This window comes from Pseudomonas sp. NFX1 (genome assembly GCF_051123555.1).
Classification (GTDB): domain Bacteria; phylum Pseudomonadota; class Gammaproteobacteria; order Pseudomonadales; family Pseudomonadaceae; genus Aquipseudomonas; species Aquipseudomonas capeferrum.
On sequence record NZ_CP169366.1, the window covers coordinates 5,315,844 to 5,327,786 of the forward strand.

Below are 11,943 nucleotides of genomic sequence, written 5' to 3' on the forward strand. Positions count from 1 at the left end.
AAGATGGATTTGGATAAAATCTGAACAGTTGTCGGCTTATGACTTTGAGCTTCAAGCTGCAAGCTTCAAGCGGCAAGACAAAAGCAGCCGTGGTCTGGCTTCTTGCCTTGTGGCTTGCAGCTAGCCGCTTGTCGCTTATTCCGGCGAGCGGAAGCTGAGGCTGTAGTTCACGGCCTTGGGGCCCGGGTCGAGGATGTCCAGGGCGATGTGGATCGGGGTCTGGCTGGGCATTTCGCCACGCCCGGCCAGTTCGCCGGAGAGGTACTCGCTGGGTTTGAAGCGCCGGCTGGCGATCAATTGGCCATTGAGGTCGGCGAAGCGCAGCTCCAGCAGCGGGAACGGCTGAGCGAAGGGCGCGCGGTTGTAGATGATCGCATCGACGATCAGCGCTCCCTTGAAGTCCGGATGGCTGCGCACCACCAGGTTGCTGCTCTTGATGCGGGCGATGTCGACGCGGGTCGGCACTTGGCAGCCGAATACCGGGCACAACTGCTGGAAGATCGGCCGGTACTGGTCTTGGCGGGCCATCTCGTCGAAGTGGAACCAGACGTACTGGAACGCCAGCAGGCCGGTGGCCAACAGCGTCAGGCAGCCCCACAGCAGGCGCTTGCCCCAGTTCGGCTGGGGTTTTTCCCAGCCCAGCTGCAGCGGGTCGTCGACCACGTCAACCAGCGGCTCCTTGCGCGGTGCACGCTCGGGTTTGCTGGACAGGCCTGGCTCCAGGCGTTCGCCGGGCAGCGGCGCGTCAGGGGCGTCGTGATGGGCCGACAGGTGCAGGTCCAGTTCGTCGTCGTCGCGGGCGCTCAGGCCCTTTTCAGGGGGGGCATCATCGCTGGCGGCGAAGTGCTCGCTGACGAACGCATGGTGCTCATCGGCCTCGATGTCCCGGCGTACAGGCGGTTCATCGTCGATGTCCAGGTCCAGATGGCCGCCCAGGGTAGGCTCGGTGCGATCGCCTGGGGCCGGCTCCAGGTCCAGAGGTTCCTGTTCCAGCAGCACCGGTGCAGGCGCGGGCGCCTGCTGCGGCTCGAAGCGGTCGTCGGTGGCGTTGCCGAACAGGGTGTCGGCATGCGTGTCCGGCTGATGCTCGTCACGGCGGGCCTGCAAGCCGTTGTCCGGCTTGACCGGGCGAGCGGCGGCAGGGTCGCCGCGACGTTCAAGGCGGGCCAGCTCCTGGTCCAGGTCCAGTTCATCGAGGGCCTGGGCGGTGAGCACCCAGTCTTCCTCAATGGCGGGTGGGCGCTCGCTGATGGGTGGATCGGGCGTAACCGCAGGCTCGGCGACCGGTTCGGCAGGCGCGGCCGGTGCTGGCGGCACCACGGGGGTGCTGGCGGCATCGGTACGGTTCTGCTCCAGCAGTTGCTTTGCGGCGTTGAACACCTGCAGGCAATGGCCGCAACGCACCACCCCGCGCGCCACACTCAACTGGTGATGAGTGACGCGAAAGCTGGTCTGGCAATGCGGGCACTGGGTGACGAAACTGTCGGTCATGCGGCGATCCGGGGTTGTACAGAGGTTATTCTAGGCCCGCTTAACGGCGGCGACCACTGATGCGCACCCAACCATCGCGTACGGCGATCGGGTCCAGCTCGAAGTCGGCGGCGTATGCAGCGGCCACTTCCTCGCCTTGCTCGGCAAGGATGCCCGACAGTGCCAGCAGGCCGCCAGGGCGAACCAGGCCGGACAACTGTGGCGCCAGCGAGACCAGCGGGCCGGCCAGGATGTTGGCGACCAGTACGTCGGCTTGCATGGCCGGCATGTGCTCGGGCAGGTACAGGGGGAACTGTGCGTCAGCGATGCCGTTGCGCCCGGCGTTGTCGCGCGAGGCTTCCAGCGCCTGCACGTCGATGTCGGTGCCGACCGCTTCGCGGGCGCCCAGCAGCAGCGCCGCGATGGCCAGAATTCCCGAGCCGCAGCCGAAGTCCAGCACGTGGGTGCCTTCGAGTTGCTGGCCGTCGAGCCATTCCAGGCACAGGGCGGTGGTCGGGTGCGTGCCGGTGCCAAACGCCAGGCCCGGGTCGAGCAGCAGGTTGACTGCGTCCTTCTCCGGGGCTTCGTGCCAGCTTGGCACGATCCACAGGCGGCGGCCGAAGCGCATCGGCTGGAAGTTGTCCATCCAGCTGCGCTCCCAGTCCTGGTCTTCGATCACTTCGGCCTGGTGCTCGGGCAGCTCGGCGCCGGTCAGCAGGCGGACGTGGGCGAACACCTGCTCGGGTTCGGCATCGGCCTCGAACAGGGCCAGCAAATGGGTTTGCGACCACAGGGGCGTGGTGTTGAGGTCGGGTTCGAAGATCGGTTGGTCTTCTGCGTCCACGAACGTGACCGAGACGGCGCCGACTTCAAGCAGCGCGTCTTCGTAGGTTTCGGCTTGTTCCGGGCTGATGGCCAGGCGTACTTGCAGCCAGGGCATGGCGGGCACCTTTGGTAAATCGACAGGGGCAGCCCGAGGCTGCGCGAAGGCTGGCAGTTTACGCGAGTGCGCAGGGTTTGTAGAGAAGACCAGGCGCGGACCCTGTAGGAGCGGCCTTGTGTCGCGAATGGGCCGCAGAGCGGCCCCGGCGATGGCAGAGCAAGCACAAGACAGTTGCTCCCACAGTTATCGTGGTGCCTAGACGAAACAGAGCGAAAGCGACTCAGCTATATAGGCAGGCTTGTCTTCATTCTCGATTTCCAACGTTGCAATCGCCTTGAGCAACCATTGCCCCGGCTTCTTCTCCACCACTTCAGCCAGGTCCACCTTCAGCCGCACCTTGCTGTCGACCTTGACTGGCTGGATGAACCGTACGCTGTCCAACCCATAGTTCACCACCATCTTCAGCCCTTGTGGCAGGACCAGGATGTCCTCGATCAGCTTGGGGATCAGCGACAACGTCAGAAAACCATGGGCAATGGTGCCGCCAAAGGGTGTTTTCGCCGCCTTTTCCGGGTCGACGTGAATGAACTGGAAATCGCCTGTGGCCTCGGCAAACAGGTTGATGCGCTGCTGGTCGATCGTCAGCCATTCGGAACGTCCGAGTTCCTTGCCAACGTACTGCGAAAGCTCTGTAACCGGTACATAAGGCATCGCGACTCTCCAGGTTGTCATTTGGTACGAAAGTGCAAGATCAGCACGGCGAACCGTTTCAGTCAAGTTATGCGTTTTTCGGCGAATATCGGCTTATAGCTGCGGCGTGCTTATAATGGCCGCCATGCCCGAGGGAGATGCTTATGCTGTTGCGTGGTTTGACCTGGCTGGTGCTGTTCCAACTGCTGGGTACGGCGATCAATCACCTGTTTGTGCCGTTTTTACCGGGGCCGATCATCGGCTTGCTGTTGCTGCTGGCCTTCCTGATGGCCCGGGGTGAGGTGGGCAAGCCGCTCAACGAGGCTGCCGGCAGCCTGCTGCGTTACCTGCCCCTGTTGCTGGTGCCTCCGGCGGTGGGGGTGATGGTGTATGCCAAGGATATTGCTGCCGACTTCTGGGCGATCGCCGGTGCGCTGTTCATTTCGTGCCTGCTGACATTGGTATTCGTCGGCGTGCTGATGCAAAAGCTCATCCATCGCCAGGGCAAGCGCGAGGAGCAGCCATGATGCTCGACTGGCAAGGCGCGCTCGACGCGGTCATCCACCACCCCTTGTTTGGTATCGGCATTACCCTGGGGGCTTACCAGGTGGTGCTCGCGGCGTACGAGAAGACCCGCTGGATCTTCCTGCAGCCGGTGCTGGTCTCGATGCTGCTGGTGATCGGGGTGCTGCTCGTGTGTGGCATCGACTACAGCGAGTACCGCAAAAGCACCGAAATCATGAACACGCTACTGGGGCCTGCAACCGTGGCCCTGGCTGTGCCGCTCTATCTCAACCTGCGGCGGATCCGCCAACTGTTCTGGCCGACATTTACTACGCTGGTAGTCGGGGGCCTGTTCGCCACCGTCTGCTGCTTGCTGCTGGGCTGGTGGTTCGGTGCCGAGCACATGATCCTGATGACCATGGCGCCAAAATCGGTGACTTCGCCGATCGCCATGCTGGTGGCTGAGCAGATCGGCGGGGTGGCCGCACTGGCTGCGGTGTTCGTGTTGATCACCGGGGTGATTGGCGCAATCTTCGGCCCGGCGCTGCTGACCCGGCTGGGTGTGCACAGCCCTGAAGCGCGTGGTATGTCGCTGGGCGTTACCGCGCATGCGGTGGGCACTTCGGTAGCCTTGCAGGAGAGTGATGAATGCGGCGCTTTTGCCGCGCTGGCGATGAGCCTGATGGGGGTGGCCACGGCGGTGTTCCTGCCGCTGGCGGTCAGCCTGGTGGCTTGAGGAGTTGTGATGACGCTACCGCTGTTTCCCCTCAATACCGTGCTGTTTCCCGGCTGTTTTCTCGATTTGCAGATTTTCGAGGCGCGTTACCTGGACATGATCAGCCGCTGCATGAAGCAGGGGGCGGGCTTTGGTGTGGTGTGCATCCTTGAAGGCGAGCAGGTCGGCAAGGCGCCGCCGGTGGTGGCTTCGATCGGCTGCGAAGCGATGATCCGCGACTTCGTGCAGCAGGATAACGGCCTGCTGGGGATCCGCGTCGAAGGTGTGCGGCGTTTCAGCCTGGAGCAGACCGAGGTGCAGAAGGACCAGTTGCTGGTGGGCCAGGTGCAATGGCTGCCGGAGTTGGCGGACAGCCCGGTGGGCGAGCCGGACGAAGATCTGCTGGCGTTGCTGGTGGCCTTGGGCGAGCACCCGATGGTCGAGGCGCTGGACATGCCGCGACCGGTGGACGGGCGGCAGGCGTTGGCCAATCAGTTGGCGTACCTGCTGCCATTCATGGAAGAGGACAAGCTCGATTTGCTGGCGATCGATTCGCCGCAGTTGCGCCTGGAAGAGATCCAGCGGCTGCTGGAGCGCATCCAGGGCGAGTTGTTTGCCTGATGCTGCGGTGCTTCAGTCGGCCTCAGTACTGATAGCGCAGCAGCGCCTGCGGCAATGCGTGCATGGCAAAGAACGCCAGCAACGCAATACACGCCGGCAGCACCAGCCACCACACCCGCAGCGGCAGTGCGGTAAGCGGTTGGCGGTACTGCGACAAGGTCAGGCTCAACGCACAGACGCAGCACGCCAGCAGGGCGCCGGCCAGAATGTCGGTCGGCCAGTGCGCCCCCAGGTATACCCGCGACAAGGCGATCGCCAGGGCGGGGATGCACCCCAGCATCACCCAGGTCAGGCGCATCCGCGGCGGTTGACCGCGCCCGGCGAGCACCGCCATCACCAGAAAGAACGCGAACGACGCCGAGCTGTGGCCGCTGGGCATGCTGTAACTCGTCAGCGGGTCGGTCAGCACCTCGGGGCGCGCGCGGGCGAACAGCCATTTCAGCGTGCCGTTGGCTAGCGCCGTCCCCATCAAGGCGCCGCCGGCAAACAGGGCGTGGCGCCATTGCCGGGCGAGCAGCAGCAGGCCGGTCAGCAGCCCGCCGAGAAAGAACTGGGTGCGAAAATCGCCTAGCCGGGTCACCAGCACCACAACGCCGTCAACGGCCTGGCTGCGGTGCTCCTGCACCAGTGTCATCACGCCCTGGTCGAATTCGTGCAGGTACGGCCAGCCCAGGAATACCCCGGCCAGGGCTGCGAAGCTCATGCCGGCGATCAGTCGTGTTCCATGGCGCTGGTCACGAATGCTGGTGGTCAGGCTAAGGCCGATGATGACTGCCAGAGTGCCGGCGATGATGCCTGCATCCAGCCAGAAGCCTTCCGGTAGCGGCAGACGCATGGCCGCGCCGGTGGCCCAGCCTGGCAGCAGGTAGGCGACCGACCAGCCGGCGCCGGCCACCAGGCTGACGGCGATGAAGCGCGGCAGCGGCATGTCGAACATGCCGGCGACCATTGGCAGCATGGGCCGCAGCGGCCCGATGAAGCGCCCCACCAGCAGGCTGGCGATGCCATAACGCTGGAAGTAGGCCTCGGCGCTGCCGATCCATTCCGGGTGGTGGCGCAGCAGCGGCAGGCGCCGGATGTTCTGGTGGAAATACTTGCCGACGGTGTATGACAGCGCGTCGCCCAGCAAACCGCCGAGAAAGCCCAGCAGCAGGGTTTCGCCCAGGCTGAAGGCGCCGCTGCCGGCCAGCACGGCGACCGCGAACAGCAGTACCGTGCCAGGCACGATGATGCCGGCAATGGCCAGGCATTCAATGCAGGCCACCAGGAAAATCGCCAGGCCAAGCCACTGTGGGTTGGCGCTTAGCCAGCCGGTCAGGCTGTCGAGCCATTGGCCCATGTGTCAGCTTCCTTGTTCGAGTATGAAGAAGTCTTGGCCTTCGACTTGGCCGCGACGCAACGGGTTCCGCGTACAGGCGCGGGCGTATTCGGCGTCGACGAAGCGGTACGGCAGGTGTTCGTCGCGCCCGTGTGGGATGCCCAGGCGGGCGGCCTGGATCACCCGTGGTACGGCGATGCCGCAATCGTCGACGTAGAACCGCTCGGGGTCGAACCGTTGGGCGTCCCAGTGCGGCACTTTCAAGCCCAGTGCACGGCACAGCAGGGTCTGGCCGGCGCACAGGCGCTCGGCCGGGCGCAGGTTGCCGCTGGCATCGGGGTTGTTCAACTGCATCTGCGCCAGGCTGTTGGCGCCTGAGATCGCATCCTGCCAAGGGTAGGCGGATTTGATCAGCACGGCGTTGCCCGGGCCTTGGGCGCTGAAGTTCAGTGAGTCGCCACCGCGGGCGTAGTACATATAGATGTGCCCGCCGTCGAGGAACAGCGCCTTGCGTTTTTCGGTGTAGCCGAGCGATGCATGGCTGCCTTTGTCGGTAAGGTAGTACGCCTCGGTCTCGATGATGCGTGCCGCCAGCCACAGGTCGCCTTGGCGATGGCGGATGACCTTGCCCAGCAGGGCCTTGGCCAGGGTTTGGGCGTCACGGTCGAAAAAGCTGTCGGGCAAGGCTGGCATGCTGGCAGTTCGTCGGTGGAAAGGCGGGGATAATAGCAATGAATGGCTTAATCGAGGCTGAACCAGTGCCCTGATTCATTGGTATCGATATGTTTCGCGCCAGGGTGATGTTTGCCTTGGGAAGCGCGGTGCTCGCCCTCACAGGCACTGAAAATACCAAGCCGAGAACAGCCATTTTCTACCATCCGCCAGCCGCCGCTGGGCGTACACCTGCGCGCCAGTTATAATCAGCCGATTTCCCCTTCGCCAAGACACCGAACCCATGACTGAGTCCGTTCTTGACTACATGACCCGTTTGGGTCGCGCTGCTCGCCAGGCTTCCCGGGTGATCGGCCGTGCCAGCACCGCGCAGAAGAACCGCGCCTTGCAAGCGGCCGCTGACGCTTTGGACGCCGCACGCGCCGAGCTGACCGCCGCCAACGAGCTGGACCTGGCCGCCGGCCGCGGCAATGGCCTGGAGCCAGCGCTGCTCGACCGCCTGGCGCTGACCCCGGCGCGTATCGACGGCATGATCACCGGCCTGCGCCAGGTGGCCAGCCTGCCGGACCCGGTCGGTGCCATCCGCGACATGAGCTACCGCCCATCGGGTATTCAGGTCGGCAAGATGCGCGCTCCGCTGGGGGTGATCGGGATCATCTACGAATCACGCCCGAACGTGACCATCGACGCTGCCAGCCTGTGCCTTAAATCCGGCAACGCGACCATCCTGCGTGGCGGCTCCGAAGCAATCCACTCCAACCGTGCCATCGCCACCTGCATCCAGCGCGGCCTGGCCGAGGCCGGCCTGCCGGCGGCAGTGGTGCAGGTGGTCGAGACCACCGACCGCGAAGCCGTGGGCGCGCTGATCAGCATGCCCGAGTTCGTCGATGTCATCGTGCCGCGCGGCGGCCGTGGCCTGATCGAGCGTATCAGCCGCGATGCGCGGGTGCCGGTGATCAAGCATCTGGACGGCATCTGCCATGTCTATGTCAGCGAGCACGCCGACCTGGACAAGGCCTGGCGCGTCGCCTTCAACGCCAAGACCTACCGCTACGGCATCTGTGGCGCCATGGAAACCCTGCTGGTCGACCAGCGCGTAGCCGAACGGTTCCTGCCGGAAATGGCCCGCCGTTTCCAGGAAAAGGGCGTCGAACTGCGTGGCTGCGAGCGCACGCGTGCGTTCATCGACGCCAAGCCGGCCAGCGAAGACGACTGGCACACCGAGTACCTGGATGCGATCCTGTCGATTCGTGTGGTCGATGACCTGGACCAGGCCATCGAGCACATCAACCACTATGGCTCGCACCACACCGATTCAATCATCACCGAGCACCAGGGCCAGGCCCGCCAGTTCATGGCCGAGGTCGACTCGGCGTCGGTGATGCTCAATACCCCGACCTGCTTTGCCGACGGTTTCGAGTACGGCCTGGGTGCGGAGATCGGTATTTCCACCGACAAGCTGCATGCCCGCGGCCCGGTCGGCCTGGAAGGGCTGACCTGCGAGAAGTACGTGGTGATCGGCGACGGCCAGCTGCGCGGCCAGGAGTCCTGCTGAGTTGAGCAAGGCCCAGGCAGTCCGGCGCATCGGCATTCTAGGCGGCACCTTCGACCCCGTGCACATCGGCCACTTGCGCAGCGCGCTGGAAGTGGCCGAGCTCATGGCGTTGGACGAGTTGCGCCTGCTGCCCAACGCCCGGCCGCCGCACCGCGACACGCCGCAAGTGGCCGCGCAGGACCGCCTGGCGATGGTGCAAAGCGCCGTGCAGGGTGTCGAGCGCCTGAGTGTGGACGCCCGCGAGCTCGCGCGCGACAAGCCGTCTTACACCATCGACACACTGGAGTCGATCCGCGCCGAACTGGGCACGCACGACCAGTTGTTCCTGGTGCTGGGCTGGGATGCCTTTTGTGGCTTGCCAGGCTGGCACCGCTGGGAAGAACTGCTGCAACACTGTCACATCCTGGTGCTGCAACGCCCGGATGCCGACGTAGAACCCCCTGACGAGCTGCGCAACCTGCTGGCTGCGCGCTCCGAGAGCGATCCCACCGCCATGTCCGGCCCGGCGGGAAATATTTCGTTCGTCTGGCAGACCCCGCTTGCGGTGTCGGCTACACAGATCCGACAGCTGCTGGCCAGCGGCAAGTCGGTGAGGTTCCTGGTGCCGGACGCCGTACTGGCCTACATCGAGGCGCACGAACTGTATCGTGTGCCTAACTGACGGTGCTCCGGCACCTCATCCAACAAGTTGAACGAGTTTTATATGAACAAGCAGAAAATTCACGGCGAAGAACTGGTCCAACTGACCATTACCGCGCTGGAAGACGTCAAGGCCCAGGACATCCAGGTCATCGACGTCAGCGAAAAACACAGCCTGACCGATTACATGATCATTGCCACCGGTACCTCCAACCGCCAGATCAGTGCGATGCTGGAAAAGGTCCGCGAAGCGGTCAAGAGTAAGGGCGTTCAGCCGCTGGGCGAAGAAGGCAAGGGCGACAGCGACTGGGTGCTGCTCGACCTGAACGATGTCATTGTGCACATGATGACCGCCGCTGCCCGCCAGTTCTACGACCTGGAGCGCCTGTGGAAGGGTGCCGAGCTGAGCCGTGCTGCCGATGGCAAGCACCACAACCCGGAGCACGCCCACGAGTACTCCGACAAGCTCAAAGACCGGGAATAAGGAAGCGTCGTGCGTCTGCGCCTGATCGCGGTCGGCTCGCGCATGCCCAAGTGGGTCGAGGACGGTTGGCATGAATATGCCAAACGCCTGCCCCCGGAGCTGTCGCTCGAGCTGGTGGAAATCCCGCTGAATACCCGTGGCAAGAATGCCGACGTCGCTCGCCTGATCCGTCAGGAGGGCGAGGCCATGCTGAGCAAGGTGCAGCCTGGGGAACGCATCGTCACCCTCGAGGTCCATGGCAAGCCCTGGAGCACCGAGCAACTGGCGACCGAGCTGGACCGCTGGCGCCTGGATGCGCGCACGGTGAATTTGATGGTTGGCGGCCCGGAAGGGCTGGCGCCTGAGGTCTGCGCGCGCGCCGAGCAACGCTGGTCGCTGTCGCCGCTGACGTTGCCGCACCCGTTGGTAAGGATACTCATCGGCGAGCAGATCTACCGCGCCTGGACCGTGTTGTCCGGGCACCCTTACCACAAATGAGCCTGTAAGCAGTCCGATGTCGCAGCCGATCCGTCTCAAGGACCACGAGAAAGACGCCCGCCTGGTGCGTAACCGCGTCGTGGTCGGCGCGGTGGCGATCATGCTGCTTATCTGCGTCTTGATCGCGCGGCTGTATTACCTGCAGATCATCCAGTACGACTACCACTCGACGCTGTCGGAGAACAACCGGGTGCATGTGCAGCCGATCCCGCCGACCCGCGGGCTGATCTTCGACCGCAACGGGGTGATCATCGCCGATAACCGGCCCAGTTTCAGCCTGTCCATGACCCGTGAACGCGCAGGGGACTGGCAGGTGGTGCTGGACAACATTGTCGAAGTGCTGGAGCTGACAGCGGACGACCGCGCCCTCTTCGAAAAACGCATGCGCCAAGGCCGCCGGCCGTTCGAGCCGGTGCCCATCCTGTTCGAGCTCAACGAAGAGCAGATTGCGCGGGTGGCAGTGAACCAGTTCCGCCTGCCGGGCGTGGAAGTGGTCGCGCAGTTGGTGCGGCACTACCCGCAGGGTGCGCACTTCGCGCACTCGGTGGGGTATGTCGGGCGCATCAACGAGAAAGAGCTGAAAACCCTGGATCCGGTGAATTACAGCGGCACGCACCATATCGGCAAGACCGGTATCGAGCGCTTCTACGAAGATGCCCTGCACGGTCAGGTCGGTTACGAAGAAGTCGAGACCAACGCCCGCGGTCGGGTGCTGCGGGTGCTCAAGCGTACCGACCCGAAGCCGGGCAAGGACATCGTCCTGAGCCTGGACATCAAGCTGCAGGAAGCCGCCGAAGCGGCCCTGGGCGGCCGGCGTGGCGCGGTAGTTGCGCTCGATCCACGTACGGGTGAGGTGCTGGCGATGGTCAGCCAGCCGAGCTTCGACCCCAACCTGTTCGTCACCGGCATCAGCTTCAAGGCCTATGCCGAGCTGCGTGATTCGATCGACCGGCCGCTGTTCAATCGCGTGTTGCGCGGGCTGTACCCCCCCGGCTCGACCATCAAGCCGGCGGTGGCCATCGCCGGCCTGGACAGTGGCGTGGTCAATGCCGGCAGCCGGGTGTTCGACCCAGGCTATTACCAGTTGCCCAACTACGATCACAAATACCGTAACTGGAACCGCTCTGGCGATGGCTGGGTCGACCTGGATACCGCGATCATGCGCTCCAACGACACCTACTTCTACGACCTTGCCCACAAGATGGGCATCGACCGCCTGTCCACCTACATGAACAAGTTCGGCATTGGTCAGAAGGTATCCCTCGACATGTTCGAAGAATCTTCCGGGCTCATGCCGTCGCGTGAATGGAAGCGCGCCACCCGCCGCCAGGCCTGGTTCCCCGGCGAAACCCTGATTCTCGGTATCGGCCAGGGCTACATGCAGGCCACGCCGCTGCAGCTTGCCCAGGCCACCGCGTTGATCGCCAACAAAGGCGTATGGAACCGCCCGCACCTGGCCAAGACCATTGAAGGCCAGCCGCCGGTGGACGACAACCCCATGGAAAACATCATCCTGCGGGACAAGTCCGACTGGGCCAAGGTTACCCATGGCATGGAGCAGGTGATGCACGGTGCCCGGGGTACCGCCCGCAAGGCTGCCGCTGGCGCCCAGTACCGCATCGCCGGCAAGAGCGGTACCGCCCAGGTGGTGGCGATCAAGCAAGGCGAAAAATACGACCGCAACAAACTTCAGGAACGCCACCGCGACCACGCCCTGTTCGTCGCCTTTGCACCGGCCGATGACCCGAAGATCGTGATTTCGGTGATGGTCGAGAACGGCGAGTCCGGCTCTGGCGTCGCCGCACCGGTGGTGCGCCAGATCATGGACGCCTGGTTGCTCGACGAGCACGGCCGGCTCAAGACCGAGTTCGCTCCCGCCACCGTTACCCAGGAATCGGCCCTGTGATGAACAATT

Annotated in this window: 13 protein-coding genes; 8 read left to right on the forward strand and 5 right to left on the reverse strand. The window is 64.1% G+C overall.

Going from position 1 to position 11,943, the window contains the following annotated elements:
- Positions 1 to 135: 135 nt before the first annotated feature.
- From DJ563_RS23885 to DJ563_RS23895, 3 genes are all read right to left on the reverse strand, one after another.
- Positions 136 to 1,491 (reverse strand): DUF3426 domain-containing protein, encoded by a 1,356-nt coding sequence (locus tag DJ563_RS23885; RefSeq protein WP_434518439.1) that lies wholly within the window; start codon positions 1,489 to 1,491, stop codon positions 136 to 138.
- A gap of 40 nt (positions 1,492 to 1,531) precedes the next feature.
- The gene (gene prmA / locus DJ563_RS23890; protein ID WP_434518440.1) at positions 1,532 to 2,410 is read right to left on the reverse strand and encodes a 50S ribosomal protein L11 methyltransferase; all 879 of its coding nucleotides are present in this window, start codon (positions 2,408 to 2,410) and stop codon (positions 1,532 to 1,534) included.
- Between the two features lie 198 nt (positions 2,411 to 2,608).
- Positions 2,609 to 3,064 carry a MaoC family dehydratase gene (locus tag DJ563_RS23895; RefSeq protein WP_434518441.1) on the reverse strand — a complete coding sequence of 152 codons (456 nt, stop codon included), beginning with the start codon at positions 3,062 to 3,064 and terminating at the stop codon, positions 2,609 to 2,611.
- A 143-nt stretch (positions 3,065 to 3,207) separates the two neighbouring features.
- Between DJ563_RS23895 and DJ563_RS23900 the strand changes: the two genes are divergently transcribed.
- Genes DJ563_RS23900 through DJ563_RS23910 form a run of 3 tightly spaced genes read left to right on the forward strand, consistent with a single transcriptional unit; the run spans position 3,208 to position 4,883 of the window.
- Complete coding sequence (locus DJ563_RS23900; protein WP_033701729.1) at positions 3,208 to 3,570, forward strand: CidA/LrgA family protein; 363 nt, start codon at positions 3,208 to 3,210, stop codon at positions 3,568 to 3,570.
- Positions 3,567 to 4,283, forward strand: a complete 717-nt coding sequence (locus DJ563_RS23905) for an LrgB family protein (protein ID WP_186652685.1) — start codon at positions 3,567 to 3,569, stop codon at positions 4,281 to 4,283. The genes DJ563_RS23900 and DJ563_RS23905 overlap by 4 nt, the downstream gene beginning before the upstream one ends.
- Before the next feature lie 9 nt (positions 4,284 to 4,292).
- On the forward strand, positions 4,293 to 4,883 hold the full coding sequence (locus tag DJ563_RS23910; protein ID WP_033701727.1) for an LON peptidase substrate-binding domain-containing protein: 591 nt from the start codon (positions 4,293 to 4,295) through the stop codon (positions 4,881 to 4,883).
- 22 nt (positions 4,884 to 4,905) lie between these two features.
- Here DJ563_RS23910 and DJ563_RS23915 read toward each other — a convergent pair whose 3' ends face one another.
- Both DJ563_RS23915 and DJ563_RS23920 read right to left on the reverse strand, forming a co-directional pair.
- Entirely contained in the window at positions 4,906 to 6,222 is a 1,317-nt protein-coding gene (locus DJ563_RS23915) for a bifunctional DedA family/phosphatase PAP2 family protein (RefSeq protein WP_274098091.1), read from the reverse strand.
- Positions 6,223 to 6,225: 3 nt separating this feature from the next.
- A complete protein-coding gene (locus DJ563_RS23920; RefSeq protein ID WP_274098092.1) occupies positions 6,226 to 6,894 on the reverse strand; it encodes a DNA-3-methyladenine glycosylase in 669 nt (222 codons plus the stop codon).
- 262 nt (positions 6,895 to 7,156) lie between these two features.
- Between DJ563_RS23920 and DJ563_RS23925 the strand changes: the two genes are divergently transcribed.
- From DJ563_RS23925 to mrdA, 5 genes are read left to right on the forward strand one after another with little or no spacing between them, the layout of a single operon-like run.
- Positions 7,157 to 8,428: a glutamate-5-semialdehyde dehydrogenase gene (locus DJ563_RS23925; protein ID WP_033701724.1), complete on the forward strand. Its 1,272-nt coding sequence runs from the start codon at positions 7,157 to 7,159 to the stop codon at positions 8,426 to 8,428.
- Between the two features lies 1 nt (position 8,429).
- Positions 8,430 to 9,089 (forward strand): nicotinate-nucleotide adenylyltransferase, encoded by a 660-nt coding sequence (nadD, locus tag DJ563_RS23930; RefSeq protein WP_033701723.1) that lies wholly within the window; start codon positions 8,430 to 8,432, stop codon positions 9,087 to 9,089.
- Positions 9,090 to 9,131: 42 nt separating this feature from the next.
- Positions 9,132 to 9,551: a ribosome silencing factor gene (rsfS, locus tag DJ563_RS23935; protein WP_274098094.1), complete on the forward strand. Its 420-nt coding sequence runs from the start codon at positions 9,132 to 9,134 to the stop codon at positions 9,549 to 9,551.
- Between the two features lie 9 nt (positions 9,552 to 9,560).
- Positions 9,561 to 10,028 carry a 23S rRNA (pseudouridine(1915)-N(3))-methyltransferase RlmH gene (gene rlmH, locus DJ563_RS23940; protein ID WP_023382530.1) on the forward strand — a complete coding sequence of 156 codons (468 nt, stop codon included), beginning with the start codon at positions 9,561 to 9,563 and terminating at the stop codon, positions 10,026 to 10,028.
- 16 nt (positions 10,029 to 10,044) lie between these two features.
- Positions 10,045 to 11,934, forward strand: coding sequence for a penicillin-binding protein 2 (mrdA, locus tag DJ563_RS23945; protein WP_274098095.1), 1,890 nt, complete (start codon positions 10,045 to 10,047; stop codon positions 11,932 to 11,934).
- Positions 11,935 to 11,943 lie beyond the last annotated feature (9 nt).